This window comes from Azorhizobium doebereinerae UFLA1-100 (assembly GCF_000473085.1).
Taxonomy (GTDB): Bacteria; Pseudomonadota; Alphaproteobacteria; order Rhizobiales; family Xanthobacteraceae; genus Azorhizobium; species Azorhizobium doebereinerae.
In genome coordinates this window covers 143,618-169,423 of the sequence record NZ_AXBA01000006.1, presented here as the reverse complement: position 1 = coordinate 169,423, position 25,806 = coordinate 143,618, and the positions used below count along the sequence as shown (strand labels likewise).

General features: G+C 69.5%; 25 protein-coding genes. 14 read left to right on the top strand and 11 right to left on the bottom strand.

Translation table 11 applies throughout. The features are described from left to right. Positions 1-122: 122 nt before the first annotated feature. Positions 123-2,819, bottom strand: coding sequence for an aconitate hydratase AcnA (gene acnA / locus YU1_RS0108075; protein ID WP_029003638.1), 2,697 nt, complete (start codon positions 2,817-2,819; stop codon positions 123-125). Positions 2,820-2,962: 143 nt separating this feature from the next. On the opposite strand from acnA, the gene ccmA reads away from it, so the two are divergent. The 5 genes from ccmA to YU1_RS0108050 all read left to right on the top strand — a co-directional run bounded on the left by ccmA (position 2,963) and on the right by YU1_RS0108050 (position 5,848). Next, positions 2,963-3,622: a heme ABC exporter ATP-binding protein CcmA gene (gene ccmA / locus YU1_RS28525; protein WP_245263262.1), complete on the top strand. Its 660-nt coding sequence runs from the start codon at positions 2,963-2,965 to the stop codon at positions 3,620-3,622. Continuing rightward, a complete protein-coding gene (ccmB, locus tag YU1_RS0108065) occupies positions 3,622-4,290 on the top strand; it encodes a heme exporter protein CcmB (protein WP_029003637.1) in 669 nt (222 codons plus the stop codon). The genes ccmA and ccmB overlap by 1 nt, the downstream gene beginning before the upstream one ends. A gap of 75 nt (positions 4,291-4,365) precedes the next feature. Next, entirely contained in the window at positions 4,366-5,097 is a 732-nt protein-coding gene (locus tag YU1_RS0108060; protein ID WP_029003636.1) for a heme ABC transporter permease, read from the top strand. A gap of 1 nt (position 5,098) precedes the next feature. Continuing rightward, positions 5,099-5,254 carry a heme exporter protein CcmD gene (gene ccmD, locus YU1_RS0108055; RefSeq protein WP_029003635.1) on the top strand — a complete coding sequence of 52 codons (156 nt, stop codon included), beginning with the start codon at positions 5,099-5,101 and terminating at the stop codon, positions 5,252-5,254. Between the two features lie 3 nt (positions 5,255-5,257). Further along, positions 5,258-5,848 (top strand): DsbE family thiol:disulfide interchange protein, encoded by a 591-nt coding sequence (locus tag YU1_RS0108050; RefSeq protein WP_029003634.1) that lies wholly within the window; start codon positions 5,258-5,260, stop codon positions 5,846-5,848. A gap of 4 nt (positions 5,849-5,852) precedes the next feature. On the opposite strand, the gene YU1_RS0108045 is transcribed toward YU1_RS0108050, so the two are convergent. Together YU1_RS0108045 and mtgA are read right to left on the bottom strand one after the other, a co-directional pair. Further along, complete coding sequence (locus YU1_RS0108045; RefSeq protein ID WP_029003633.1) at positions 5,853-6,407, bottom strand: septation protein A; 555 nt, start codon at positions 6,405-6,407, stop codon at positions 5,853-5,855. A 146-nt stretch (positions 6,408-6,553) separates the two neighbouring features. Beyond that, positions 6,554-7,234 (bottom strand): monofunctional biosynthetic peptidoglycan transglycosylase, encoded by a 681-nt coding sequence (gene mtgA / locus YU1_RS0108040; RefSeq protein WP_029003632.1) that lies wholly within the window; start codon positions 7,232-7,234, stop codon positions 6,554-6,556. 132 nt (positions 7,235-7,366) lie between these two features. On the opposite strand from mtgA, the gene YU1_RS0108035 reads away from it, so the two are divergent. Together YU1_RS0108035 and YU1_RS28520 are read left to right on the top strand one after the other, a co-directional pair. Then, positions 7,367-8,302, top strand: coding sequence for a polyprenyl synthetase family protein (locus YU1_RS0108035; protein ID WP_029003631.1), 936 nt, complete (start codon positions 7,367-7,369; stop codon positions 8,300-8,302). A gap of 133 nt (positions 8,303-8,435) precedes the next feature. Next, positions 8,436-9,788 carry a flavin monoamine oxidase family protein gene (locus YU1_RS28520; protein WP_035714409.1) on the top strand — a complete coding sequence of 451 codons (1,353 nt, stop codon included), beginning with the start codon at positions 8,436-8,438 and terminating at the stop codon, positions 9,786-9,788. Between the two features lie 13 nt (positions 9,789-9,801). Here the strand turns inward: YU1_RS28520 and pheT are convergent, their stop codons facing one another. The 4 genes from pheT to rpmI all read right to left on the bottom strand — a co-directional run bounded on the left by pheT (position 9,802) and on the right by rpmI (position 14,149). After that, the gene (pheT, locus tag YU1_RS0108025) at positions 9,802-12,213 is read right to left on the bottom strand and encodes a phenylalanine--tRNA ligase subunit beta (protein ID WP_029003630.1); all 2,412 of its coding nucleotides are present in this window, start codon (positions 12,211-12,213) and stop codon (positions 9,802-9,804) included. A 91-nt stretch (positions 12,214-12,304) separates the two neighbouring features. After that, positions 12,305-13,414 carry a phenylalanine--tRNA ligase subunit alpha gene (pheS, locus tag YU1_RS0108020; RefSeq protein WP_029003629.1) on the bottom strand — a complete coding sequence of 370 codons (1,110 nt, stop codon included), beginning with the start codon at positions 13,412-13,414 and terminating at the stop codon, positions 12,305-12,307. Positions 13,415-13,558: 144 nt separating this feature from the next. Continuing rightward, positions 13,559-13,918: a 50S ribosomal protein L20 gene (rplT, locus tag YU1_RS0108015; protein ID WP_029003628.1), complete on the bottom strand. Its 360-nt coding sequence runs from the start codon at positions 13,916-13,918 to the stop codon at positions 13,559-13,561. Between the two features lie 30 nt (positions 13,919-13,948). Then, entirely contained in the window at positions 13,949-14,149 is a 201-nt protein-coding gene (gene rpmI / locus YU1_RS0108010) for a 50S ribosomal protein L35 (protein ID WP_029003627.1), read from the bottom strand. 265 nt (positions 14,150-14,414) lie between these two features. Between rpmI and YU1_RS32585 the strand changes: the two genes are divergently transcribed. Then, entirely contained in the window at positions 14,415-14,930 is a 516-nt protein-coding gene (locus YU1_RS32585; protein ID WP_084539739.1) for a BA14K family protein, read from the top strand. A 157-nt stretch (positions 14,931-15,087) separates the two neighbouring features. Beyond that, a complete protein-coding gene (locus YU1_RS28515) occupies positions 15,088-15,642 on the top strand; it encodes a BA14K family protein (protein ID WP_051356620.1) in 555 nt (184 codons plus the stop codon). Positions 15,643-15,720: 78 nt separating this feature from the next. On the opposite strand, the gene infC is transcribed toward YU1_RS28515, so the two are convergent. Continuing rightward, positions 15,721-16,245, bottom strand: coding sequence for a translation initiation factor IF-3 (gene infC / locus YU1_RS0108000; protein WP_029003626.1), 525 nt, complete (start codon positions 16,243-16,245; stop codon positions 15,721-15,723). 314 nt (positions 16,246-16,559) lie between these two features. Between infC and YU1_RS0107995 the strand changes: the two genes are divergently transcribed. From YU1_RS0107995 to YU1_RS0107985, 3 genes are all read left to right on the top strand, one after another. Beyond that, complete coding sequence (locus YU1_RS0107995) at positions 16,560-17,417, top strand: DUF3108 domain-containing protein (RefSeq protein WP_051356619.1); 858 nt, start codon at positions 16,560-16,562, stop codon at positions 17,415-17,417. Between the two features lie 176 nt (positions 17,418-17,593). Continuing rightward, entirely contained in the window at positions 17,594-18,997 is a 1,404-nt protein-coding gene (locus tag YU1_RS0107990; RefSeq protein ID WP_029003624.1) for a glutamine synthetase family protein, read from the top strand. A 7-nt stretch (positions 18,998-19,004) separates the two neighbouring features. Further along, positions 19,005-20,288, top strand: coding sequence for an NAD(P)/FAD-dependent oxidoreductase (locus tag YU1_RS0107985; RefSeq protein ID WP_029003623.1), 1,284 nt, complete (start codon positions 19,005-19,007; stop codon positions 20,286-20,288). A gap of 16 nt (positions 20,289-20,304) precedes the next feature. Here the strand turns inward: YU1_RS0107985 and YU1_RS28510 are convergent, their stop codons facing one another. From YU1_RS28510 to YU1_RS31865, 3 genes are all read right to left on the bottom strand, one after another. Further along, positions 20,305-20,817 carry a hypothetical protein gene (locus YU1_RS28510; protein ID WP_035714406.1) on the bottom strand — a complete coding sequence of 171 codons (513 nt, stop codon included), beginning with the start codon at positions 20,815-20,817 and terminating at the stop codon, positions 20,305-20,307. A 97-nt stretch (positions 20,818-20,914) separates the two neighbouring features. Next, a complete protein-coding gene (locus YU1_RS0107975; RefSeq protein ID WP_051356618.1) occupies positions 20,915-22,624 on the bottom strand; it encodes a methyl-accepting chemotaxis protein in 1,710 nt (569 codons plus the stop codon). A gap of 134 nt (positions 22,625-22,758) precedes the next feature. Further along, the gene (locus tag YU1_RS31865; RefSeq protein ID WP_051356617.1) at positions 22,759-23,112 is read right to left on the bottom strand and encodes a hypothetical protein; all 354 of its coding nucleotides are present in this window, start codon (positions 23,110-23,112) and stop codon (positions 22,759-22,761) included. Positions 23,113-23,282: 170 nt separating this feature from the next. On the opposite strand from YU1_RS31865, the gene YU1_RS0107965 reads away from it, so the two are divergent. Together YU1_RS0107965 and YU1_RS31860 are read left to right on the top strand one after the other, a co-directional pair. Beyond that, on the top strand, positions 23,283-24,452 hold the full coding sequence (locus YU1_RS0107965) for a serine hydrolase domain-containing protein (RefSeq protein WP_029003621.1): 1,170 nt from the start codon (positions 23,283-23,285) through the stop codon (positions 24,450-24,452). Positions 24,453-24,581: 129 nt separating this feature from the next. After that, entirely contained in the window at positions 24,582-25,787 is a 1,206-nt protein-coding gene (locus YU1_RS31860) for a GGDEF domain-containing protein (RefSeq protein ID WP_084539738.1), read from the top strand. The last annotated feature ends 19 nt before the right edge of the window (positions 25,788-25,806 follow it).

Genomic DNA, 25,806 nt, shown 5'->3' with positions numbered 1-25,806 from the left:
CGAGTCAATTCAAGGTGAGACGCGGCGGGGACGGAACACGCGCCCGCGAGCGGCCTGGGGCCGGGCGGCCGCCGGATGCAAAACGGGCGGGAGATGCCGCGCATCCCCCGCCCGCCGTCAACTCACGCCGCGAGGTGACGCAGCACGTAGGGCAGGATGCCGCCGGAGCGGAAGTAATCCAGCTCGTCCAGCGTATCGATGCGGCAGATCAGCGTGACGGTCTCGGTGCGGCCGTCGGCGAAAGTGATCTGCGCGTCCATGGTCTGGCGCGGCTTGATGTCCCCGGCAAGGCCCAGGATGGTGACTTCCTCGTCGCCCTTCAGGCCGAGCGTCTGCCAGGAGGTGCCGTCCTGGAACACCAGCGGCACGATGCCCATGCCCACCAGGTTCGAGCGGTGGATGCGCTCGAAGGACTGGGCGATGACCGCGCGCACGCCGAGCAGCTTGGTGCCCTTCGCCGCCCAGTCGCGGGACGAGCCGGTGCCGTATTCCTTGCCGGCGAACACCACCAGCGGCACGCCCTCGGCCTTGTACTTCATGGCCGCGTCATAGATCGCCAGTTGCCCGCCGTCCGGATAGTGCAGCGTCACGCCGCCTTCCACGCCCGGAACCATCTGGTTCTTGATGCGGATGTTGGCGAAGGTGCCGCGCATCATCACTTCGTGGTTGCCGCGGCGGGTGCCGTACTGGTTGAAGTCCACCGGGCGCACCTGATGCTCGACCAGATACTGGCCGGCCGGGCTCGACGCCTTGATGGAGCCGGCGGGCGAGATGTGGTCGGTGGTGATGCTGTCGAGGAACAGGCCAAGGATGCGGGCCTTCTCGATGTCCGTGACCGGCTCCGGCTCCTTGCTGATGCCCACGAAGTACGGCGGGTTCTGCACATAGGTGGAGCTGTCCTGCCAAGCGTAGGTCTGGCCGGTGGGAATGGCGATCTTCTGCCAGTTCTCGTCGCCCTTGAAGACGTCGGAATATTTTTCCTTGAACATCTTCTTGGTGACATTCTCGCGGATGTACTGGGCGATCTCCTTGTTGGAGGGCCAGATGTCCTTGAGATAGACGGGCTCGCCATCCTTGTCGGTGCCGAGCGGCTCGGTGGTCAGATCGATGGCCAGCGAGCCGGCGAGCGCATAGGCGACCACCAGCGGCGGGGAGGCGAGATAGTTCGCCTTCACGTCGGGATTCACGCGGCCTTCGAAGTTGCGGTTGCCCGAGAGCACGGCGGCGGCCACGAGGTCGCCCTCGTTGACGGCAGCGGAGATCGCCTCCGGCAGCGGGCCGGAATTGCCGATGCAGGTGGTGCAGCCGAAGCCCACGAGGTTGAAGCCGAGCTTGTCCAGGTCTTCCTGGAGGCCGGACTTGTCGAGATATTCGGCCACCACCTGCGAGCCGGGCGCCAGCGAGGTCTTCACCCACGGCTTGGACTTCAGGCCCTTCTTGGCCGCGTTGCGGGCGAGAAGGCCGGCGGCGATGAGCACGCTCGGGTTGGAGGTGTTGGTGCAGGAGGTGATGGCGGCGATCACCACGTCGCCATGGCCGACGGAATAATCGGTGCCGGCCACCGGCACTTCCTTGTCGGCCTCGCCGGGCTTCTTGAACTCGCCCGCCAGAGCGGAGAGGAAGCCGGCCTTGGTGTCGGAAAGCAGCACACGGTCCTGCGGGCGCTTCGGGCCGGCCAGGGACGGCAGCACGGTGTCGAGATCGAGCCCCAGCGTGTCGGTGAACACCGGGTCGGGGGTGTCCTTCTTGCGCCACATGCCCTGGGCCTTGCTGTAGGCCTCCACGAGCTTGACGCGGCTGTCCTTGCGGCCGGTCTCGTCAAGATAGTCGATGGTCTCGCGGTCCACCGGGAAGAAGCCGCAGGTCGCGCCATATTCGGGCGCCATGTTGGCAATGGTGGCGCGGTCGGCGAGCGAGAGGTGCTCCAGGCCGGGACCGAAGAATTCCACGAACTTGCCCACCACGCCCTTCTTGCGGAGCATCTGGGTGACAGTGAGCACGAGGTCGGTGGCGGTGATGCCTTCCTTCAGCTTGCCGTCCAGCTTGAAGCCGATCACCTCGGGGATGAGCATGGAGATGGGCTGGCCGAGCATGGCCGCTTCCGCCTCGATGCCGCCCACGCCCCAGCCCAGCACGCCGAGGCCGTTGACCATGGTGGTGTGGCTGTCGGTGCCGACCAGCGTGTCGGGATAAGCGACGGTGACCGTCTTGCCGTTGATCTCTTCCTTGCGGGTCCACACCGTCTGGGCGAGATATTCCAGGTTCACCTGGTGGCAGATGCCGGTGCCGGGCGGGACAACGCGGAAGTTGTCGAACGCGCTCTGGCCCCACTTCAGGAAGCGGTAGCGCTCCTGGTTCTGCTTGTATTCCTCGTCCACATTCTTCTTCAGCGCGTTGTCCGAGCCGAAGAAGTTGACGATCACCGAATGGTCGATCACCAGGTCGACCGGCACCAGCGGATTGATCTTGGCCGGATCACCGCCGAGGTTCACCATGGCGTCGCGCATGGCGGCGAGGTCCACCACCGCCGGAACGCCGGTGAAGTCCTGCATCAGCACGCGCGCGGGACGGTAGGCGATCTCGCGCTCGGCCTTGCCGCGGGTGGTGAGCCATTCGGCGATGGCGGCGACGTCGTCCTTGGTGACGGAGCGGCCATCCTCGTAACGCAGGAGGTTCTCCAGCAGCACCTTCATGGAGAAGGGCAGGCGCGAGACGCCGGGAAGCCCGTTTTGCTCGGCCGCTTCAAGGCTGTAATAGACATATTCCTTGTCATCCACCGTGAGGGTGGTGCGGCACTTGAAGCTGTCGAGAGAAGTCACGGCGCGTTTTCTCCGGTTCGATGATCGACCGACGCGAAGCGCCATAGCGGCGGGGAACGGAATACCCCGACACCATGGGCGGTGCGGTTCAGGCGCTTTATAGAGCCATTTCAAACGGCGGTCATGCGATAAGACGACCCAAAATGAACCAACTTGAAATGCCCTCGCCCGGTCGGGCCGATACCGCGCCAGCCCTTTGCGCACAAGGCCTTTCGTGTCAGCGCGGCCAGAGGCTCCTGTTCTCCGGCCTGTCGTTCGAGACGCAGGCCGGCCATGCGCTGGTGGTGGTCGGCCCGAACGGCGCTGGAAAGTCATCACTTTTGCGCATCATGGCCGGCCTTCTCGGCGCCACGGCGGGTGCGATACACCTGCGCGGCGGGGACCCAGACCTTAGTCTAAGAGAACAGTTGCAGTATCTCGGCCATGACGATGCGCTCAAGGGCGGGCTGTCGGTGGCGGAGAATCTCGCCTTCTGGCGCAACGTGCTCGGCCGCACCGGCCTTGCCGTGGACGAGGCCCTCGAAGAGGTGGGGCTGGGCGGCCTCGGGCGCCTGCCCGCCTCCGTCCTCTCCGCCGGACAGAAGCGGCGGCTCGCCATCGCCCGCCTGCTGGTGACCCGGCGCCTCGTCTGGATGCTCGACGAGCCCACCACCGCGCTCGACGTCACCGCGCAGGCGCGATTCGCGGAACTGGCGCGCGCCCATCTCGCCGGCGGCGGCATCATCCTGGCCGCCACCCATACGCCGCTGGATTTCGGCGCGACTGTCCAGGAACTCGCGCTCGGGGCGCGGCGCCCGTCATGATGGAAGCCTTCCTCGCCATCGTGCGGCGTGACCTGCATCTCGCCCTGCGCTCCGGCGGCGGCGCGGGCCTGGGCGTCGTCTTTTTCCTCTCCGTCGTCACCATCATGCCGTTCGCGGTGGGGCCGGACCTGGCGCTGCTCGCGCGCATCGGCCCCGCCATCCTATGGATCGGCGCCCTGCTCGCCAGCCTCATCGGCCTGGAGCGGCTGTTCGCGGGCGATGTGGAAGACGGCTCACTCGACGCCCTCTGCCTGTCGCCGCTGCCGCTTGAGCTGGTGGCCGCGGCGAAAGGCCTCGCCCATTGGCTCGCCACCGGCCTGCCCCTGGTGCTCGCGGCCCCGGTGCTGGCCCTGATGCTCAACCTCGATCCCACCGCCATCGGCGCGGTGGTGCTCACCTTGCTGGTGGGCACGCCGGCGGTCACCGCCCTCGGCCTCATCGGCGCGGCCTTCTCCGGCGCCTTCCGCCGAGGCGGGCTGCTGATCGCCGTGCTGGTCCTGCCGCTGGCCATTCCGGTGCTGATCTTCGCCGTCTCCGCCACCAGCGCCGCCATCACCGGGCCGGTGCCGTTCGGCACCCCGTTCCGCATCCTGATGGGGCTGACGCTGTTTTCCCTCGTGCTCGGCCCGGTGGCGGCGGCGGCGGCGCTGCGCACGGCGCGGGCTTGAGCCGCAGGGCACGCGAAGATGTGACAGGGGGAGACGGCTTCCCACGGGGCGTGGGGCACACTAGAACCCTTGCCCATGGGACTGCTCAATCTCGCCAATCCCACCCGTTTCGTCTGGCTGTCCGACCGGCTCCTGCCGTGGCTCTCGGGCGCGGCGGTGCTCGTCCTCGGCGCCGGGCTCGTGCTCGCCTTTCAGGCGCCGCCCGACTACCAGCAGGGCGAAACGGTGCGGATCATGTACATCCATGTGCCGTTCGCCTGGCTCTCCATGTTCGGCTACAGCCTCATGGCCGTGTCCTCGCTCGGCATCCTCGCCTGGCGCCACCCGCTCGCGGACGTGGCGCACAAGGCGCTCGCGCCCATCGGCGCCACCTTCACCTGCCTGTGCCTGATCACCGGCGCGCTGTGGGGCCGGCCCATGTGGGGCACCTATTGGGTGTGGGATGCCCGGCTCACCTCGGTGCTGGTGCTGTTCCTGCTCTATCTGGGCGTCATGGCGCTGCGCGCGGCGATCGACGATCCCAACCGCGCCGGACGCGCCGCCGCGGTGCTGACCCTGGTGGGCTTCATCAACGTGCCGATCGTGAAGTTCTCGGTGGACTGGTGGAACACGCTGCACCAGCCAGCCTCGGTATTCCGCATGGGCGGCTCCACCATCGCGCCCAGCCTGCTGTGGCCGCTGCTGGTCTGCGCCACGGGCTTCACCCTGCTGTTCCTCGCCCTGCACATGCTGGCCATGCGCACGGAGATCCTGCGCCGCCGCGTCCAGGCCCTCGAAGCCCGCGCCGCCGCCCAGGCAGGATTGTGACATGAGCCATGCCGCCTTCATTGCCGCCGCCTATGGCGTGGCTGCCCTCGGCCTCGGCGCGCTGGCGCTGGCGCTGGTCCTGGACAACCGCGCCCAGCGCCGGGCGCTGGCTGATCTTGAGGCGCGCGGCATCCGCCGCCGCGCCAGCCAGGGCTGAGCCATGACCGCCACCACCCCACGCCGGCGTCGCCCCCTCGTCGTCATATTGCCGCTGCTGGCGTTCGCCGTGCTGGCGGGGCTGTTCTTCATCCGGCTGTTCGCGGGCGATCCCTCGCGCATCCCCTCCGCCCTCGTCGGGCGGCAGGCGCCCGCGCTCGACCTCGCGGCCCTGCCCGGCCTCTCGACGGCCGGCGGTCCGGTGCCGGGCATCACCTCGGCCGCGCTCGCCGGCAAGGTGGCCTTGGTGAATGTGTGGGCATCCTGGTGCGCGCCGTGCCGGGAGGAGCACCCGCTGCTGATGTCGCTGTCCCGCGACCCGCGCATCCTGCTGGTGGGCCTCAACTACAAGGACCTGCCGGACAATGCCCGCCGCTTCCTCGGCACCTTCGGCCTGCCCTATGCGGCGGTGGGGGTGGATCCCGCGGGCCGCTCGGCGATCGACTGGGGCGTCTATGGCGTGCCGGAGACCTTCGTCCTGGCGCCCGACGGCACCATCGCGCAGAAGTTCGTCGGCCCGCTCACCGAGCAGACCATAAGGGACACGCTGCTGCCGCTGATTGAGCGCCTGTCCGGCAAGCCGGCGGCATCCTGAGCGCTCACGCCTCGGGAGCGGGGTGCTTGTCCTCGTAGCGGGCCATCAGCGGGGCCTGCGCCATGGCGAAGACGAAGGTGAGCGGCAGATAGCCGAAGGTCTTGAAATTGACCCAGGTGTCGGTGGACACCGAGCGCCAGACCACCTCGTTCAGCACCGCCATCGCCAGGAAGAACACGCCCCAGCGGATGGTCAGGATACGCCAGCCGGTGTCGGTCAGCTTCACCATGCCGTCGAGCACATAGGGCAGCAGCGGCTTGCGGAACGCGAGGCCGCCCAGCAGCAGGGCACCGAACAGCGCATTCACCATGGTCGGCTTGATCTTGATGAAATGGTCGTCCTGCAGCACCAGCGTCAGCGTGCCGAACACCATCACCACGAGGGCGGAGACCAGCGGCATCACCGCGATCTTGCGCGCCAGCACCCACATGGCGCCGAGCGCGGCGAGGGTCGCCACCATGAACACGCCGGTGGCCACATAGATGCCGCCATAGGAATTGCCGGCGAAGAACAGAGCCAGCGGCCCCATCTCCAGCGCCATCTTGAGGCCGAGGCCCATCTTCGGCTTGGCGGGAGCGGCGGCTTGCTGCGGGCTGGACACGGGCGCCTCACTGGAAACGGGCTGGGTCATCGTGCTCCTCTTAACATGCATCTGTTGTGGGGAGCGACAGCGGCGGGATCAAGGCCCGGGCGGCGGCAGCCCCCTCACCGCGCAAGCCTGAGGCAGGACACGATCTCCGGCCCCTCCTGCTCCACCCGCCCGTCGAGGCGGGCGGCGAGGCGGCGCACCCCCGGCGTGGGCCGGCCGGCATCGCGGCGGATGGGATTGGGCAGCATCACCGCCAGCAGCGCCGCCTCCGAGGCGGAGACCTGCGCCGCGCTCTTGCGCAGCGCCCGCTGCGCGCCGGCCTCGACGCCGAACTCCCCGTCCGGCCCCCATTCGGCGATGTTGAGATAGATTTCCATCAGCCGCCGCTTGCTCAGCACCAGGTCGATCCACAGCGCCAGCGGCAGTTCCAGCCCCTTGCGGATGAAGGAGCGGCCGGGCCACAGGAACAGGTTCTTCGCCACCTGCATGGGAATGGTGGAGGCGCCGCGCGCATCCTCCACATCGTCGTCCGCCTTGGCGATGGCGGCGCGGATCTCGCCGACGTCGACACCCCAGTGCCGGCAGAAGCGGGCATCCTCGGAGGCGACGACGGTGCGCACCAGAATGGGCGACATGCGATCGATGGGCGTCCAGACGCGCTCCACCCGCGCGCCCGTCAGCCAGCGGCCGATCATCAGGGTCGAGACCGGGTTGACCACATTATAGAGGATGGCGAGCACCAGTGGCGCCAGCACCAGGACCAGGACAATCCGCAGGATGACGCCAAGAACACCCATTTTCCCCCGCCGCGCCACGCATTCCTCCTGGAACGGTTCCGCTCCCGCTCGGGTTCCCTGGCGGCTTGACCGTCCGCTCTGGTTGGGGCACCCCGTCGCCAACGTCAATTGCCACGTCCGGGACCTCACGCCGTGACCAGCGCTTCCTCTCTCCTGGCCACGCGGTTCCAGGCAGTCGCGACGGCGACCGAACAGCGGCTTGCCCGCGCGCTCGACGATGTCCCCGAGGCCGGCGAGCGACAGCGGCCGGACCGGCTGCTCCAGGCCATGCGGCACGGCGCCCTCGACGGCGGCAAGCGGCTGCGGCCTCTGCTGGTGGTCGAGACGGCGGCGCTGTTCGGCATCGACACCCATGCCGCCATCACCACCGCGGCGGCACTCGAATGCGTGCATTGCTACTCGCTCATCCATGACGATCTGCCGGCCATGGACAACGACATGCTGCGCCGGGGGCGGCCCACGGTGCATGTGGCCTATGGCGAGGCCACCGCGATCCTGGCGGGCGACGCGCTGCTGACCCTCGCCTTCGACCTCCTGGCCGGCGAGGAGGCCCATGCCGACCCCGCCGTGCGCATCGCCCTGGTGCGCCTCCTGGCGCGCGCCTCCGGCCTCGGTGGCATGGTGGGGGGACAGATGCTTGACCTCGCGGCGGAGGGCCGCTTCGGCGGCACCGGCCCGCTGGCGCTCGACATTCCGGAGATACGCGACCTCCAGGCCATGAAGACCGGCGCCCTGCTCGCCGCCAGCGTCGAGGCCGGGGCGCTGCTCGGCCGCGCGACGCCGGAGGAACGGACCGCTCTGGCCGCCTATGGCAAGGCGCTGGGCGCCGCCTTCCAGATCGCCGACGACCTGCTGGACGTGGAAGGCACCCCGGAGGCGGTGGGCAAGTCCGTGGGCAAGGACCAGGAGGCGGGCAAGGCGACGCTCGTCTCCGCGCTCGGCCTCCCGGCCGCGCGAACGGTGCTCGCCGGGCTGGTGGAGGAGGCGCTCGCCGCCCTTTCCATCTTCGGCCCGCGCGGCGACACGCTCGCCGCCGCCGCCCGTTTCGTGGCGGAGCGGCAGAGCTGAGCGCCGCCGCCGTCGCCCGCCGCGCGGGTGCGTGCTACATCATGGGCATGGCTTCCCTGGACGACGTCATGCCCCATCAGAAGGACCGCCCGGCCGTGCGGCACCGCCCCGCCGGCCCGGCGGAGGCCGCGCGATGACCGGCACCCTCACCCGCCGCGGCCTGCTCGCCGGCGCCTTTGCCTTGCCGGCCTTCTCCCGCGCGCTCGGGCAGGTGCCGGCGTCCGGCCAGGTGGATGTGGTCATCATCGGCGCCGGTGCCGCCGGCATCGCGGCCGCGCGCAAGGTGGCGGCGGCGGGCCGCACCTATGCGCTCATCGAGGCCGGCAAGCGCGTCGGCGGGCGCGCCTTCACCGACACCGCCGCCTTCGGCCTGCCGCTCGATCTCGGCGCCACGCGGCTGTTCCTGCCCGGCGGAGCGCCGGTGGTGGACCTCGCGCGGCAGGCAGGGCTCGACCTCTATGAGGCCCCGCGCGGCGCCCGGCTGTACCAGGGGCTGAAGGAGGCAAGCGACAGCCCGTATGAGGATTTCGCCGCCACCGTGCGGCGGGCGGAGCGCGCCATCGGCGCCGCCGGCGATGCGGGGCGCGATCTGCCCGCCGCACGCGTGCTGCCTCCGGATCTCGGCCCGTTCGGCGCCGCCGCCAGCTTCATGATCGGCCCGCTGCGTTGCGCCAAGGAACTGGATCAGGTCTCCACGGTGGACTTCTCCCGCGCCGAGGAGCGCGATGAGGCGGTGCTGTGCCGCACCGGCATCGGCAGCCTCGTCACCAAGCTGGCGCAGGGCCTCACCGTGCGGATGGAGACCGCCGCGAGCGTCATCGACCTTGGTCCCCGCAACGTGGAGGTGCGCACCAGCAAGGGCCTGCTCACCGCCCGCGCGGTGATCCTGGCGGTTCCGCCCAGCCTGATCGCCGCGGGCAAGATCCGCATCACGCCCGGCCTGCCCACGCGCCAGCGCAGCGCGGTGGAGCGCATCACGCTCGGCGCGCGCGACCACATCGCCTTCCTCTTGCCGGGCAATCCCCTGAATGCGGCGCCCGACGAGACCCTTATGGTCCAGACCACCGGCCAGCGGCCGTTCCGCCTGATCGCCCGGGTCAACGGCAGCGACGTGCATGTGGCTCAGGTGGGCGGACAATTGGCGCAGGGCCTTGCCGACGGCGGCGCCACGTCCGGCGCGGACTATGTGAAAAGCGCGCTCCAGGCCAATTTCGGCGCCGACCTGGCGCGGCGCATGGGCAAGGTGGTGCAGACCCGCTGGAGCCGCGAGCCGCTGGCGCTGGGCGCCATCTCCTGCGCCCTGCCCGGCAGCGGCAACATGCGCCGCGCCTTCACCGAAGTGGTGGCCAACCGGCTGGTGTTCGCCGGCGAGCATGCGCACGAGACCCTGTGGGGCACGGTGCCCGGCGCCTGGCTGTCCGGCGAGCGGGCGGCGGGGCAGGCGTTGCGCATCCTCGGCGTTCAGGGCGCGAGCCTCGCGCCCTGACGCTGAAGGGACGTCAGGCGCGCAGGGCCGCGCCGGTCTTCTTGGTGACTTCGGCCACGATCTTGCCCGCCACCGCCTCGATCTCGACGTCGGTCAGCGTGCGCTCGCGCGGCTGAAGCGTGACTTCGATGGCCACGGACTTCTTGTCCTCGCCCATGCCCGCGCCCTCATAGAGGTCGAACACGTTCACTTCGGTCACCAGCTTCCTGTCCACGCCCTGGGCCGCCTTAAGGATGTCGGCGGCGGCGACGGAGCGGTCCACCAGGAAGGCGAAGTCGCGCTTCACCGGCTGGAAGGCGGACAGGTCGAGCAGCGGCTTCACCTTGGTGGGCTTGGCCTTGGGCTCCGGCACACGGTCGAGCGTCAGTTCGAAGGCGACGATGGGGCCGGACACGTCCAGCGCCTCCAGCACGGAGGGATGCAGCTCGCCGAAGGTGCCGATCACGTTCGGCCCCAGGCGGAACACCCCCGAGCGGCCGGGGTGATACCAGGCCGGGGCATCGCGCGTGACCTGGAGATTGGCCACCGGCGCGCCGCAGGCGGCCAGCGCCGCCAGCGCGTCGGCCTTGGCGTCGAAAGCATCCACGCTGCCCGCCTTGCCGGACCAATGGCGGCCGGCGCCGGACGGCTTGGCGGTGGCGCGGCGGATGCCGGAGGCCTGCTGGGTCTGGTCCTTCGGCCGGTCACCGGCGAACACCTGCCCCACCTCGAACAGCGCCACGTCGCCGAAGCCGCGATCCGCATTGGCCTGGGCCGAGCGGATGAGGCCCGGCAGCAGGCTCGGGCGCATGTTGGAGAGATCCGAGGCGATGGGGTTGATCAGGGCGAGTTCCGCCGCGCCGCCGCCGAACAGCTCGGCCTCGGCCTTGGAGACGAAAGACCAGGTGACCGCCTCCACCAGCCCGCGCGCGGCCAGCGACCGGCGCGCCTTGCGGGTGCGCAATTGCAGCGCGGTCAGCACCGGGCGGCGGGCATCGCCGCGCGGAAACTCGGTCGGCGCCACGCGCTCGAGACCGAGAATGCGCACCACCTCTTCCACGAGGTCGGCCTTGCCCTCCACGTCGCCGCGCCAGGAGGGCGGCACCACGTCCAGCACTTCGCCGGAGCCGGAGGCCTCGAAGCCGAGCTTGCCCAGCACGTCGAGGATCTCCTCGCGCGTGGCCTCAAGGCCGGAGAGGCGCTTCACCTCGGCGAGCGGGAAGGCGATGGTGCGGCTTGTGTCCGGGATCGCCCCGGCCAGCACCACCTCGGAGGGCTCGCCGCCGCAGAAGTCGAGAATGAGGTGCGTGGCCAGTTCCAGGCCCGGCACGGTGAAGGCCGGATCGATGCCGCGCTCGAAGCGGAAGCGCGCATCGGAATTCAGCCCCAGCTTGCGGCCGGTCTGGGCGATGTTGATGGGGTCCCACAGCGCGCTCTCGATCACCACGTCGGTGGTGGTCTCGTCGCAGCCGCTCTCCTCGCCGCCCATGACGCCGGCGAGGCTCTCGACGCCCTTGTCGTCGGCGATCACGCACATGGCCTCGTCGAGCGTGTAGGTCTTGCCGTCGAGCGCCAGCAGCGTCTCGCCCGCCTTGGCCCGGCGCACCACGAGGTTGCCGGTCACCTTCTTCAGGTCGAACACGTGCAGCGGCCGGTTGCGGTCGAAGGTGAGGAAGTTGGTGACGTCTACCAGCGCGTTGATCGGGCGCAGACCGATGGCGCGCAGCTTGTCCTGGAGCCACTCCGGCGAGGGGCCGTTCTTCACGCCGCGCACCACGCGCAGGGCAAAGGCCGGGCAGAGGGCGGGGGTCTCGCCGAAATCGAGCGTCGCCATCAGCGGGGCGGGGAAGGTGCCCGCCACCGGGGCGATGCGCGGCGCCATCAGCTCGCCCAGGCCCGCGGCGGCGAGATCGCGGGCGACGCCCGAGACGCCGAGGCAGTCCGCGCGATTGGGCGTCACGGCGATCTCGATCACCGGGTCGTTGAGGCCGAGCACATCCGCGAAGGGCGCGCCCACGGGCGCGTCGGCGGGCAGCTCGATGATGCCCTCGTGCTCGTCGGAGAGGCCGAGCTCCCGGGCCGAGCACATCATGCCCCGGCTCTCGACGCCACGGATGGTGCCGATCTTCAACTCGGCGCCGGAGGCCGGGATGACGGTGCCCGGCGCGGCGAACACCACCTTGATGCCGGCGCGTGCGTTCGGCGCGCCGCACACCACCTGCACCGGGCTGCCGGTGCCCACGTCCACCGTGCACAGGCGCAGCTTGTCGGCGTTGGGGTGCTTCTCGGCGGTCAGCACCTCGCCGACGATGAATGGCTTCAGCGCCTTCGCCTTGTCCTCGACGCCCTCCACTTCGAGCCCGATGAGGGACAGCTTCTCGACGATGGCGTCCATCGGCTGGGTGGTTTCGAGATGCTCTTGGAGCCAGGACCAGGTGAACTTCATGGCGCGGATGCCTTCAAGGGGCGGCCGGCCTGCGCTCTCAAAGCGCGCGGCCGCGGGAGGATCGGACGGATGACGGCGGCGGGCAGCGGCCTCAGGCGCTGAGGCCGCCGGCGAGCGTCGGGAAGTCGAGCGGGCGGAAGCCGTAGTGCGACAGCCAGCGCACGTCGGCCTCGAAGAAGGCGCGCAGGTCGTTCATGCCGTACTTCAGCATGGCGATGCGGTCGATGCCCATGCCCCAGGCGAAGCCCTGGTACTCGTCCGGGTCGATGCCGCAATTGCGCAGCACGTTCGGGTGCACCATGCCGCAGCCCAGGATCTCCAGCCAGTCATTGCCCTCGCCGAAGCGGATCTCGCCGGGGCGCGAGCGGTCGCACTGGATGTCCACTTCCATGCTCGGCTCGGTGAAGGGGAAGAAGGACGGGCGGAAGCGCATGGTCACATTCTCCACCTCGAAGAAGGCCTTGCAGAATTCCTGCAGGATCCACTTCAGGTGGCCCATGTGCGAGCCCTTGTCGATCACCAGCCCCTCCACCTGATGGAACATGGGGGTGTGAGTCTGGTCGCTGTCGCAGCGATAGGTACGGCCGGGGCAGATGACGCGGATCGGCGGCTTCTGGCCGAGCATGGTGCGCACCTGCACCGGCGAGGTGTGGGTGCGCAGCACCATGCGCTCGCCCTCGGCATTGGGCGGCAGGAAGAAGGTGTCGTGCATCTCCCGCGCCGGATGGCCGGCGGGGAAGTTCAGCGCGGTGAAATTGTGGAAGTCGGTCTCGATGTCCGGCCCTTCCGCCACTGAGAAGCCCATGTCGGCGAAGATGGCGGTCAGTTCTTCCGTCACCTGCGCGATCGGGTGGACGCGGCCGATCTCGGCCGGGGTCTCGCGGATCGGCAGGGTGACGTCCAGGCGCTCGGTGGCGAGGCGGGCTTCGAGGGCCGCCTGCTTCAGCGTCTCCTTGCGGGCGGTCAGCAGGCCCTGCACGCGGTCGCGCAGGCCGTTGATGGCCGGCCCCATGACCTTGCGCTCGTCCGGCGACATGCCGCCGAGGGATTTCAGCAGTTCGGAGACGCTGCCCTTCTTGCCGAGGGCGGAGACGCGCACCTGCTCCAGCTCCGCCTCGCCGGCGGCGGCAAGGATGGCGCCGGCGATCTCCCGCTCCAGAGCGTCGAGGGCGGGATGGTCGGTGAGGACGAATGCGGACATGGCAAACCTTCAGGGGCGAGCGGGACGGCACGAGCAGGGGCGCCGCGCGCCTTATATCCGCACGGCACAAACGCCAAAAGCCCCGGACGCTCGGCGCACGGGGCTTTCAGGTCTCGGACAAGCGGGATGCGCCGAAGCGGAAGCTCAGGCCGCGAGGGCAGCCTGCGCCTTCTCCACCAGGGCCTTCAGGGTCTCGGGCTCATGGATGGCGATATCCGAGAGCACCTTGCGATCCACCTCGATCCCGGCCTTGCCGAGACCATCGATAAATCGGCCGTAGGTCATGCCGAGCTCACGCACACCCGCGTTGATACGCTGGATCCAGAGCGCGCGGAACGTGCGCTTCTTGATCTTGCGATCGCGGTAATTGTACTGCATCGACCGTTCGACGGCCGACTTCGCAGCGCGGATGGTATTCTTGCGACGGCCGTAAAAGCCCTTGGCGGCTTTGAAGACCTTCTTGTGTTTGGCGTGTGATGTAACGCCACGTTTCACGCGGGCCATGGATGATTTCCTTTGATCGCGGTTGTGGCGTCAGCCGTTCGGCAGGAACGACTTGCGGATCACGCGCCCATCGCTCTCGCTCAGGATCGTGGTGCCGCGCTGGTTGCGGATCGTCTTGTTGGTCCGCTTGATCATCCCATGCCGCTTACCGGCCTGGGCCGCGATCACTTTTCCAGTACCCGTCAGGCGGAAGCGTTTCTTCGCTCCCGACTTGGTCTTCATCTTGGGCATTTGGCTCTCCGTAGCCGCGATCCACCGCCCGTTGCCGTGCGGGGCTTTCGGCCTCTTGTTAGTGAGCAATAAGAACCAGCACGGCAGCCCTTGTCGCCGGCCGGTTCGGAAGGCCGCACTCGTTACAGGAGCCGGCTTCAAAAGGCAAGCGCAGCCAGAGTCGGGACCGGCCCACGCCCACGCTCAAGCGAATGTGAACACCGGCCCCATGGGAACCCCGAGGGCGCCAAAGTGTCCATATACATAAAGGATCGGAGGAATAATCATGCCCCTCGTTCGCGCACTCACACTCACGTCCGCCGCCGTGGTGCTTGCCGCCGGCCTTGCCACGGCTCCCCGTCCCGCCTCCGCGCAGGCTCTTGCGCTCGGCGCCCTGCCGCCATCCGCCGTCGCCGCTGCGGCCGGCGGTGTGGAGCAGGTCCAATGGCGCCGGGGCGGCTGGGGCGGCCCCGGATGGGGCGGTGGCGGCTGGCGCGGCGGCCCCGGCTGGGGCGGTCCCGGATGGGGCCGGCCGGGCTGGGGTGGACCCGGACCGGGTTGGGGGCCTGGATGGGGCCCGCGCTATTACGCCGGTTGGGGCCCAGGCTGGGGCTATGGCTACAATTATGGCTGGGGACCGGCCTTCGCCACCGGCGTGATCATCGGCGGCGCCGCGGCAACCGCCGTCGCTCCCCCGCCGCCAGCCAACTGGTACGCCTATTGCGCGGCGAAGTACCGTTCCTTCGACCCGAGGACCGGCACCTTCCTGGGCTATGACGGCCGTCGCCATCCCTGCACCTGACGGCGGCATGGCGCGCCCGCATCCGCGAGGCCGACCGGGCCGTCCGCGCCGCCAATGGTGCCGGGCGGCCCCGGTCGCGGACGCCGCCGGCTCAATCGTCCGTGACTGCCCGCATCTTTTGAGGCGCGGCGGCGTTGTAGCTCCGAAGGAGAACAAAATGACAGCACGCATAAGCGCTTGGCGACGCGCCTCCGCCCTTCTCACCGCCGCTGCGGTCGCGGCCTCGGTCGGCCTGCCGACAATCGCGAGCGCCCAGGCGCTGCGGCTCGGCGCATCCAGCGTCCCGAGCGACCTCGCCGCCGCGCCGAAGGTGCCGGTGGAGCGGGTGCAGTATTACGGGCCGGGGCCCCACGCCCCTCCCGGCGTCCGACGCGCCCCGCCGCGCGGCTGGCGCGGCGGCGGGCCTGGTGCCGGCTGGCGCGGCCCCGGCTGGCGGGGCCCGGGCTATTACAATCGCGGCTGGGGCGGCCCCGGCTGGCGGGGTCCCGGCTACTACGGCCCGCGCTACTATAATTACAATAACAACGGCGCGGCGGTGGCCGCCGGCATCATCGGTGGCATGGCGCTGGGCGCCGCGGCGGCCAGCGTGGCCAATGCCAACCAGGCGAACATCTCCAACGCGCAGGCCTATTGCGCCTCGCGCTATCGCTCGTACGACCCCCGCACGGGCACCTATCTCGGCTACGACGGCTTCCGGCATCCCTGCCCCTGATCCGGCAAGGCACTGAAACAGAAACGGCCCGCCTTCAGCGAAGGCGGGCCGTGTCGTGTCGGACAAACGCAGGCGCGGTCAGCGGGGCGCCAGGATCATGATCATCTGGCGGCCTTCGAGCATGGGCTCGGCTTCCACCTTGGCGATGGTGGACACCTCTTCACGCAGCTTCTGCAGCAGCTTGTAGCCGATGTCCTGGTGCGCCATCTCACGACCGCGGAAGCGCAGGGTGACCTTCACCTTGTCGCCTTCCTCGAAGAAGCGCTGCATCGCGCGCATCTTGACCTCGTAATCGTGGGTATCGATGCCGGGCCGCAGCTTGATTTCCTTGACCTCGACCACCTTCTGCTTCTTGCGCGCCTCGCTGGCCTTCTTCTGGTTCTGATACTTGAAGCGGCCGAAATCGAGGATCTTGCAGACGGGAGGAGCGGAATTGGGCGAGATCTCCACGAGATCAAGCCCGGCCTCCTGCGCCAGCGCCAAGGCGTCGCGGATGGCCAGGACACCACGATTTTGCCCATCTTGGTCGATGAGCTGAACTTCGCGGATGCGGATCTCTTCGTTGACGCGCGGACCATCCTTCTCCGGCGCGACGGGTCTCATAGGGCGTCGAATGGCGGCAAACTCCTCTTGCCATTGAACTTTCCGCCCCCGGAAGCCGAATTGTTGCGGCGGCTGCGAGCCGCGGGCAGGTCTCGACGCGAAAGGCGGACCCAGAAGATCGTGACAAACGCCGCTTAAGTCAATGACCTTGCGCCTTTCCAGAGGGTTCCCGCCGGGCATTTTTGGTGTGCGGCGCAACCCGGACAAAGTTCGGCCCCCTTCCCCACTCATGGCACAATGAAGGGCGAACATCCGCGAATCAGGCGCCTCCGGACGGGGGTAAGCCGTTGCGTCACGAGTGATCCGGACCCGCCATGCGCCCGAGCCTTGCCCTTCTTGCCGCCTTGGCAGCCCGCGCCGCGCTCGGCACAGCCGTTGCCGCCTGCCCTCTCGCCATGGCCCGCGCCGACGGCAAGCTCTCAGCCAAATACACGCTCACCGTGGCCGGGGTGGAGATCGGCCGGGCGACCATCGCGGTCGATGCCTCCGACACCGCCTACCAGATCGCCGGCACCGGCAAGGTCACCGGCATCCTGCGCGCGGTGTCCGCCGGCAAGGGCAGCGCGGCCGCCAAGGGGGGCATCGGCGTCGCCAAGGTCAGCCCGCAGGTCTTCGCCTTGTCGGCGGAGGCGGACGGCAAGCCGGAGTCCGTGCGGCTCGGCATCGTCGGCGGCGCTGCCAAGGAGGTGGAGGTGGAGCCCCCGGTCAAGCCGCTGCCCGACCGGGTGGAGATCACCGAGGCGCATCTCGCCAACATCATGGACCCCATGAGCGGCGCGTTCGTCTATGTGCCGGGCACCGTCGATCCAATCTCCGCCGCCGCCTGCGACCGCACCATCCCGGTGTTCGACGGCCGCCAGCGCTATGATGTCGCCCTCTCCTTCCTGCGGGTGGAGCAAGTGAAGGCGGGCAAGACCTATGCCGGCCCCTCGGTGGTGTGCCGAGCCAGCTACTTTCCCGTCGCCGGCCATCGCCCGACCCGCTCCACCGTGAAATACATGATGGAGAACAAGGAGATGTTCGTTTGGCTGGTGCCCATTTCCGGCACCCGGCTGATGGCTCCCTTCAAGGTCTCCATCGCCACCATGATCGGCACCGCCTTGCTGGAGGCCACCAGCTTCGAGACCGAGGCGAAGGACAAGGCCGTGCCGGTGAGCGCGCCGAAGCCCTGAGTCTCGCGCGGTGACCGCGATGGGACAAAGCAGGAACGCCCGACTCTCTCGATTCGACCGCGATTCGTTCCGTTCCTGTTCTGGACTCATCGCCTGCCGCAACGCCGCCTTCCGTTGACACCGGGTGGTGGGCAGGTGTTCCCTGCTCCGGCACGGCGGTCGTGCCAGAGGGCTCCATGGCCAAGCGCAGCAAGGCAAACGAGAAAGTCACCCTGACGGCGCCCCGTGGCGTCAAGACATTGAGCGAGGCGAAGGCCTGGATGGCCGCCCGCGGGATCACCGAGATCGAGTGCACCGTGCCCGATCTCGCCGGCGTGGCGCGCGGCAAGATCATGCCCGCCTCGAAATTCTTCTCCTCGCCGGTGATGAATTTGCCGCTCTCGGTCTTCTTCCAGACCATTTCCGGCGAATATCCCGATTACGAGGGGCTGGTGGATTCCGTGGTGGCGGATTCCGATCTCGTCATGGAGCCGGACTTCGCCACGCTCTGCGCCGTGCCCTGGGCGCAGGACCCCACCGCGCAGATCGTGCACGACGCCTATCATCGCGACGGCCGCCCGGTGGAGGAATCCCCCCGGCAGGTGCTCAAGAACGTGCTCGGCCTCTATGCCAAGCACGGCTGGACGCCGGTGGTGGCCCCGGAGATCGAATTCTATCTGGTGGAGCCCAACACCGACCCCGACTATCCGCTGAAGCCGCCGGTCGGCCGCTCCGGCCGCCCCGAGATCGGCCGGCAGTCCTATTCCATCCAGGCGGTGAACGAGTTCGATGCCCTGTTCGAGGACATCTATGATTATTCCGAGGCCCAGGGCCTGGAGATCGACACGCTGATCCACGAGGACGGCGCCGCGCAGATGGAGATCAACCTGCGCCACGGCGACCCGCTGGTGCTGGCGGACCAGGTGTTCCTGTTCAAGCGCACCATCCGCGAGGCGGCACTGGGGCACAAGATCTACGCCACCTTCATGGCCAAGCCGATCGCCAACGAGCCCGGCAGCGCCATGCACATCCACCAGTCGGTGGTGGACAGCAAGACCGGCAAGAACATCTTCTCCGACGCCGATGGCGATCCGACGCCGGAATTCTTCTCCTTCATCGCCGGCCAGCAGAAATACCTGCCGGCGGTGCTCTGCATCCTGGCGCCCTATGTGAACTCCTACCGGCGCCTGACCCCGGATTCCATGGCCCCCATCAACGTCCAATGGGGCTATGACAACCGCACCGCCGGCCTGCGCGTGCCGCCTTCGCTGCCGGAAGCACGGCGCGTGGAGAACCGCGTGCCCTCCTCCGACGCCAACCCGTATCTCGTCATCGCCGCCTCGCTGGCCTGCGGCTATCTCGGCATCGAGCAGGGCCTGCGGCCCACCGAGCCGCTGGAGGGCGACGCCAAGGACAAGCCCTTCGACCTGCCGCGCGGCCTGCTGGAGGCGGTGGACGAACTGGCCGCCTGCACGGAACTGGGCACTGTGCTCGGCCAGCGCTTCGTCAAGACCTATGCAGCGGTGAAACGGGCGGAGTTCGAGACCTTCATGCGGGTGATCTCGCCATGGGAACGGGAATACCTGCTGCTCAACGTTTGAGCCGGCCGTGACGCCCCCGGACCATCCCGCCTCCTGGTACGCCGCGACGGCCGGCACCCCGCCGGACCTGCCGCGGCTCACCGCCGACACCCGCGCCGACGTCGCCATCGTCGGCGGCGGCTATACCGGGCTCGCCGCCGCGCTGTTCCTCGCCCAGATGGGTCTCGACGTGGTCCTGCTGGAGGCCGGGCGCGTCGGGTCCGGCGCCTCGGGCCGCAACGGCGGGCAGATCCATTCCGGGCATCGGCGCGACCAGGCCTATCTGGAAGCCCATGTGGGCCGCGACGACGCCCGCAAGCTGTGGGATCTGGCCGAGGACGCGAAAGTCCTGCTGCGGCATCTCATCGCCACCCAGGACATCGACTGCGACCTCAGGGGCGGCCTGATCCACGCCGCCCACAAGCCGGACCTTGCCGCCGACGACCAAGCCTACGCCCGTCATCTGCGGGACGCCTATGGCTATGAGGACATCGCGCCCCTGTCGCGCGAGGAATTGCGGTCGCTGCTCGCCTCGGACGCCTACCACGGCGGAACCTTCGACAAGGGCGGCGGCCATCTGCATCCGCTGAAGCTCGCCTTCGGCCTCGCCCGCGCCGCGCAGAAGGCCGGCGCTCGCCTGTTCGAGGGCACGCGGGCAGTCGCGATCACGCAGGAGACCGGCGGCGTGCGCATCTCCACCGCCGCCGGCCCCGTGGTGCGGGCCGACCGGCTGCTGGAATGCGGCGACGGGCTGATGGACGGGCTCGACCGACGCGTGGACACCCACGTCATGCCCATCGCCAATTACATCGCCGCCACCGCGCCGCTCGGCGCGCGCGCGGCCGAGCTCATCCGGAACGATGCGGCGGTGTCGGACACCCGCTTCGTGGTGAACTACTTCCGCCTCTCGCCCGACCGGCGGCTGCTGTTCGGCGGCGGGGAGAGCTATCGCCGGACGCTACGGCGCGACGTGACCGGCTTCGTGCGGCCCTACATGCTGCGCATCTTCCCGCAACTGGCGGACATCCCGCTCGACTATGGCTGGGGCGGTATCCTCGGCCTCACTATGAGCCGCAACCCCTTCGTGCGGCGCCTGTCCGACCGGGTGCTGGTGGCGGCCGGCTACAGCGGCCAGGGCGTGCTGCTGGCGCCGCTGTTCGGGCAGATCCTCGCCGAGGCGGTGGCGGGGCGCCTGGACCGCCTCGCCGTGCTGGAACGCTTCCCGGTGCCGGCCTTTCCGGGCGGCACGGCGCTGCGCTATCCGCTGCTGGTGGCCGGCCTCAGCTATTACGCGTTGCGCGATCGGCTCTGAGCCGAGGCTTTCCGCCTCAGCGCGCCTGGGCTTGCCTCAGGCCCGTCAGGGGGCCCGCCGGATGGAAGGACCGTGCCGCAAGGACGCCGATACCCAGGAAGATGAGCAGGACGACGCCCTGGGCGATGGCGAACGGCGGCTCGGCCTGGGTCGGCGCCATGGCCTTCAAGGCCGGGATCTTGGCGAAGGCCTGCGCCACGCCCACGAACACCAGCAGGTAGAGGCTCGCCACCGCGCCTGCCACGTAGATCCAGCGCGCGGCGCCGGACAGACGCAGCGGATAGCGGGCCGCCAGCGCCGCCACCAGGACGACCAGCGCCACCGCGCCGACGATGTGCGACGGCAGGACGCCGTTGAACGGAAACAGATAGCCGGTGGCGCTGGCGGCCACCGCCGTGGCGAGGAAAAGCGCCGTCCAGCCCGGCAGACGGCGCGACGCGAACAATCCACCCGTGACCACCACGCCGGAGGCGATGGCGATCAGGCTCAGCCAGGTGTGAATGCCGGTCAATGTCGTGATGTCGAACATGTTCCCACCCCTCGATCAACATTCGATCAGCATAGGGCGCAACAGCGGTTCGCACAGTCACACGTAAGAGAGAGGTTGCGTGCTCCGGGGGCGGCCGTCAGGCCGCCCGCACGCAGCTCAGGAAGGTCTCGACCGAACGGCCGAGCAGTTGCGCCCGCTCGGCGAGGTTGACCGCCAGGGTCTGCACCTCGGCCACATGGCCACCGTTGGAGGCGACCGCGCTCTGCACGCCGCCGATGCTGGCGAACACGGTGCGCGAGCCGCCCGCCGCCTCGTCCATGCTCACCGCGATGTCGCGGCTGGCGTGGCCCTGGCCGACGGCGGCCTCCGCCACTTCGCGGGCCAGCAGGTTCATGTTGCGGATCGTCTCGGCGATCAGGTCCACGGCCTTGGAGGTGCCGCGGCTGGCGCTCTGGATGCCGGTGATCTCCTCCGTCACCTGCGCGGTGGCACGGGCGGTCTGCTCGGCCAGCGCCTTCACCTCGCTGGCGACGACCGAGAAGCCGCGGCCCTTGTCGCCGGCGCGGGCCGCCTCGATGGTGGCGTTGAGGGCGAGCAGGTTGGTCTGCTCGGCGATGGAGGCGATGACGCCCACCACTTCGCTGATCTTGCCCACAGCCGCCACCAATTGGCCCGCGGCGGCGCCCGTCTGCTCGGTTTCCACCAGGGCTTCCGCCGCGATCTGGCTGGTGGTGCGGATGCGCTCGCCGATCTCATCGGCGGATTCGGACAGGTGCCGGGCGCTGCCGGCGATGGAATCTACCGCCCGCGCCGCGGCGCCGGCCGCCTCGGAGGCAAGCTTGGCCTGGGTCTGGGTGGAATCTGACGCATTGGCCATGGCGCCGGCGGCGAAGTTCATCTTCTCGGCCGCTTCCGCGACGGCGCTCATCATGGCCAGCGCCTCCTGCTCGAACGCCCGGGCAGCCTCCGCCAGGTTCTCCGCCCGCGCGTGATCGGCGGCGGAGCGGGCCAGCAGGGCGGCGTCCGCCTCGCGCTTTTCCAGCAGCGCCCGCCGGAAGACGGCGATGGACTGGGCCATCTCGCCGATCTCGTCGCGCCGCTGGGCGAAGGGCACCTCCACCTCCAGGTCGTCGGCGGCCAGCGCGGTCATGGTGGATTTCAGCCGGATCAGCGGGCGCTGGATCTGCGACGTGGTCAGCCAGCCGGCCATGCCGAGCGCCAGCACCAGGCCAACGGCGGGAAAGGCGATCAGCGCCACCTGGGCGTCGGAGCGCGACGCCTCGGCCTCCGCGCGGGTCCGGTCGAGGCCGGCGAGCACGTCCTTGCCGAGCGCCGTGATGCCGGCGAGCATCTGCTCGCGGCTGCGGATGGTCGGCTCCTCCGTCGCCTGGAGCAGCGCCGCCGCCGGGGAAATGGTGAGGCCGAGCTGGGCGGTGTCTTCCTGGTAGGCGACGAATTCGTTGAGCTGGTTCTGCAGACGCTGGCGGCGCTGCGGATCGATCTGCTCGCCCAAAGCGGCAAAGAAGGGCTCGCGCGCGGCGGTCACGTCCTGCAACGCCCGCTGGAGGCCTTCGAGCTTGTCGCGGGCGGCGGCCTTGTCCTTGGCGGTGTAGACGGCATTGGCCTCCACCACCGCGTGCTCGATGGTCCGCGCCAGCGTCTGGGCCTGCAACGCGCCGTTCCAGATCTTCTCGATCTGCTCCGCCCTATGCTGTTCCAGGGCGATCTGGAGATAGCCGAAGCCGGAGACGGCGATCGTCACCAGGGTCAGCAGGGCAAGAACGGCGCCCAACTTGCGCCCGATGGTGGCACGCAAGACGAGCCGGGGCCGGCGGAAAAGACGCATGGGAGCAATCCGGAGCAGGTGCGAAACAGGGCTACCTGCCGCGCACTGCCTGACAGTCCGATGACGTTGATCCGGCTAATTTTTTTGGGGAGTTACCATGGTGCCGCGTGCGGCATTTTTCGCCCCACGCCGCCCTATTTGCGGTCCAGCAGCTTGCGCGCTTCCTCCACCGCCTGGAGGCAACCGGCCTTGTCGCCGGCCGCCTGGAGGTTCTCCGCCTTGTTGAGATAGGCCTGCGCGCCGGACAATTGCGGCTGCCCGCCGCTGGCGGCGGCGACCGATCCGGGGGTCGGCTGGTGGTCCAGCTGCGTCCCCACCGTCTGCCGCGCGGACGGCCCCGCGTTCACCGGCGCGTCGAGCGGCGGCTGCGGCAGCCGGTTCTGCAAGGCGACGATCTGCTCCAGGCATTCCTGCGCAAAGGCCGGAGCGCCACATGCCATCGCCGCCGCCACGACGCCGGCCCCGGCCAAGCTCTTCAGTCCCGTCATCCCGTGCTCCCCTGAAGCCCACTTGCCGCATCGAAGGACGGCTCCGCCGCCGCGCTCCGATCGGCCTGATCTTCCCTTCACATGGCGCCGGGCGCGGCGCGCATCAAGTCGAAACCGCAAGCCTGGCGGCGATGGCTTGAAATCTGCGCCAGGCCGGTCAAGCTTGGGGCATGCTGACACGTCGCGCCTTCCTCTCCGGCACGATCGCCACGGGGCTCGCCGCTCCGGCGCTGCTGTCCGGCCGCGCCTTGGCGCAGAGCGATCGCTGCCAGATGCTCATCGACCGGGCGGCGGCCCGCGCCAGGGCCCAGAACGGCGCGCAGCTCGCCCTGTCCCTTGCCCTCATCAGCCCGGAGGCGCCGGAGGGCCGCGTGCTCGTCGCCGGCGGGGCGGGCCTCCTGTCCGCCACCGGCGCCCCGCTGGCGCTCACGCCCCAGACCCCGTTCGAGATCGGCTCGATCTCCAAGGTCTTCACCTCGGCCCTCTCCTACCGCGCGCATGGCGCCTATGCCGGGACGCTCGGCACCGCGCTCGGCGGCGCCGTCGCCCTTTCGCCCGCCGTGGCGGCGCTGGAACTGGCCAATCTCGCCTCCTACCGGCCCGGACTGCCGCAGGACAACCAGGGCGGCGTCTACCCGCCCGGCACACTGGCCACGCTCGACAGCGTCTTCGCCTATCTCAACGCCTTGCCCGGCCCCCTGCCCCAGGGCACCTGCTATGCCTATTCGAACCTTGGCTGGGCTCTCCTGGCCATGGCGGCCACCGGCCTTCAGGGGACGGACACCACCGCCTATGTCCGGCGATACGCTGCGGCCCTCTCCGCCTTCTGCGCGGACGTCGGCGCGCGCGACACCCAGGTGTTCGCCCCCTCGCTGCGGCCGCGCCTGCCAATCGGCTACAGGCGGGAATGGCGCCCCCTGCCCACCGGGGCGCCCTATGCGCCAACCCGCCCGCCGACCATCGGTGCCGGCGGCATCGTGAGCACCGGAACCGACATGCTGGCCTTCCTCGCCTGCAACATGGGGCGCAAGCCGGGCGGGCCATCGGATCCGGCCCTGGCCTACCAGCAGTCGCCGCGCTTCCACGCGCCGCCGTGCGGCGGTGGGGAACGCAGCCCGACGACCGCCTATGGCTGGTTCGCCCAGCAGGTGGCGACGTCCGGAGGCCCGGTGCGCGCCCTCAACAAGAATGGCGCGGTGGCCGGCTTCACCTCCTGGATGGGCTTCACCGACTGGCAAGGCACCGGTGCCCCGGCGACCCACGGCGTGGTCATACTCGCCAACGGGCCGGTGGCGACAAGGCTGGGCAACGAGGCGCTGCGTATTCTGCTCGGCGCCTGATCCCGTTCTGCGTTCGCGATCCGATCTTGTGTGAAGCTGGCAGGTAGGCGTGTAAGGGCCGCCCACCACTGTACCAACCGCCGCGCGTGCTTTATCAGATGGTGATCGGGCGGTTTCAGACTCGGGCGCATGTGGTTCGACCCAACAACTCTATTCGTCGCGCTGATTGTCACTCTCGACGTGGCAGGTCTTTCCCTGCTGTGGAGCTGGGCCCGCGACCGCGCCGAAAAGATGCTGGCCTGGAGCGGCGGCGCCCTTCTGCTCGCCAGCGTCGGCGTCGCGCTGTTTTCCGGCACCATTCGCCTTCCTCCCGGTCTGCATGAGGCGATCGGGCCCGCCGTCATCATCATCGCCACCAGTACCGTCTGGACCGGTGCGCGCGCCTTCAACGGCCGTCCGCCCTGCTGGACCGCCATCATCATCGGGCCTCTCGCCTGGCTGCTGTTCTGGGCTTCGCCGCTGTTCGCCGGCTGGGTCCCGTTCCGCAGCTTCTACGGATCCGCCCTCATCGCGCTGTTCATGCTGCTGGCGGCGCGCGAATTCCGGGCCGGCGAACCGCTGCCGGGGCGCCTGCCCCTGGCGCTGCTGATCGCCGCGCATGCCTTCGTGATGCTGCTGCGCACACCGATCATCGTCGGGCTCCTCCCGGCCGGAGCCCTGCCGTTCCACAGCCCGTGGCTCGGCGTGGTCCTGCTGGAAGCCATCGCCTTCGTGCAGATGACCGCGATCCTGGTCATCGGCCTGACCAAGCAGCGGCTGGAGGCGCGGCTGCGGCAGGCGGCGGCGACCGATCCGCTGACCGGCCTGTGCAACCGGCGCGCCTTCTTCGAGCAGGGAACGGCGCGGCTGGCCGCCTGCGCCCGCGCCGGCCGGCCGGCGGCGGTGGCGATCTTCGATCTCGATGAGTTCAAGGCGGTGAACGACACCTATGGCCATGCCGCAGGCGATGCCGTCCTCAAGGCCTTTGCCCGCGCGGTCGCGCTGTGCCTCGCCCCGTCCGGCATTGCCGGGCGCATCGGCGGCGAGGAATTCGCGATCATGCTGCCGGACTGCGACGCCAGGGCCGCTACCGAAGTGGCGCGCTGCCTGATGGAGCGCTTCACCCAGCAGGCCGCCGCAGCGAGCGAGCGCGGCATCCTCTGCACCGCCTCGGGCGGCATGGCATTGAGCGCGGACGGGCAGGGCTCGATGGAGGACCTACTGAACGCGGCTGATCTGGCGCTCTATGATGCCAAACGCGAAGGCGACAACATGCTGCGCCTCGCGCCGCACGTGGCGACCCTGGTCGCCACCGCGGCGGCGATGCCTGCGGCCGGGACCATGCGCCCGGCCTGAGGCGCGCCCCGCGAGGCGC

Bases quoted from the DNA above. Each gene is read 5' to 3' on its own strand.
- ccmA (WP_245263262.1), top strand. From the start codon at position 2,963: ATGAACCAACTTGAAATGCCCTCGCCCGGTCGGGCCGATACCGCGCCA.
- ccmB (WP_029003637.1), top strand. From the start codon at position 3,622: ATGGAAGCCTTCCTCGCCATCGTGCGGCGTGACCTGCATCTCGCCCTG.
- YU1_RS0108060 (WP_029003636.1), top strand. From the start codon at position 4,366: ATGGGACTGCTCAATCTCGCCAATCCCACCCGTTTCGTCTGGCTGTCC.
- ccmD (WP_029003635.1), top strand. From the start codon at position 5,099: ATGAGCCATGCCGCCTTCATTGCCGCCGCCTATGGCGTGGCTGCCCTC.
- YU1_RS0108050 (WP_029003634.1), top strand. From the start codon at position 5,258: ATGACCGCCACCACCCCACGCCGGCGTCGCCCCCTCGTCGTCATATTG.
- YU1_RS0108045 (WP_029003633.1), bottom strand. From the start codon at position 6,407: ATGGGCCTCGGCCTCAAGATGGCGCTGGAGATGGGGCCGCTGGCTCTG.
- mtgA (WP_029003632.1), bottom strand. From the start codon at position 7,234: ATGGGTGTTCTTGGCGTCATCCTGCGGATTGTCCTGGTCCTGGTGCTG.
- YU1_RS28520 (WP_035714409.1), top strand. From the start codon at position 8,436: ATGACCGGCACCCTCACCCGCCGCGGCCTGCTCGCCGGCGCCTTTGCC.
- pheT (WP_029003630.1), bottom strand. From the start codon at position 12,213: ATGAAGTTCACCTGGTCCTGGCTCCAAGAGCATCTCGAAACCACCCAG.
- pheS (WP_029003629.1), bottom strand. From the start codon at position 13,414: ATGTCCGCATTCGTCCTCACCGACCATCCCGCCCTCGACGCTCTGGAG.
- rplT (WP_029003628.1), bottom strand. From the start codon at position 13,918: ATGGCCCGCGTGAAACGTGGCGTTACATCACACGCCAAACACAAGAAG.
- rpmI (WP_029003627.1), bottom strand. From the start codon at position 14,149: ATGCCCAAGATGAAGACCAAGTCGGGAGCGAAGAAACGCTTCCGCCTG.
- YU1_RS32585 (WP_084539739.1), top strand. From the start codon at position 14,415: ATGCCCCTCGTTCGCGCACTCACACTCACGTCCGCCGCCGTGGTGCTT.
- YU1_RS28515 (WP_051356620.1), top strand. From the start codon at position 15,088: ATGACAGCACGCATAAGCGCTTGGCGACGCGCCTCCGCCCTTCTCACC.
- infC (WP_029003626.1), bottom strand. From the start codon at position 16,245: ATGAGACCCGTCGCGCCGGAGAAGGATGGTCCGCGCGTCAACGAAGAG.
- YU1_RS0107995 (WP_051356619.1), top strand. From the start codon at position 16,560: ATGCGCCCGAGCCTTGCCCTTCTTGCCGCCTTGGCAGCCCGCGCCGCG.
- YU1_RS0107990 (WP_029003624.1), top strand. From the start codon at position 17,594: ATGGCCAAGCGCAGCAAGGCAAACGAGAAAGTCACCCTGACGGCGCCC.
- YU1_RS28510 (WP_035714406.1), bottom strand. From the start codon at position 20,817: ATGTTCGACATCACGACATTGACCGGCATTCACACCTGGCTGAGCCTG.
- YU1_RS0107975 (WP_051356618.1), bottom strand. From the start codon at position 22,624: ATGCGTCTTTTCCGCCGGCCCCGGCTCGTCTTGCGTGCCACCATCGGG.
- YU1_RS31865 (WP_051356617.1), bottom strand. From the start codon at position 23,112: ATGACGGGACTGAAGAGCTTGGCCGGGGCCGGCGTCGTGGCGGCGGCG.
- YU1_RS0107965 (WP_029003621.1), top strand. From the start codon at position 23,283: ATGCTGACACGTCGCGCCTTCCTCTCCGGCACGATCGCCACGGGGCTC.
- YU1_RS31860 (WP_084539738.1), top strand. From the start codon at position 24,582: ATGTGGTTCGACCCAACAACTCTATTCGTCGCGCTGATTGTCACTCTC.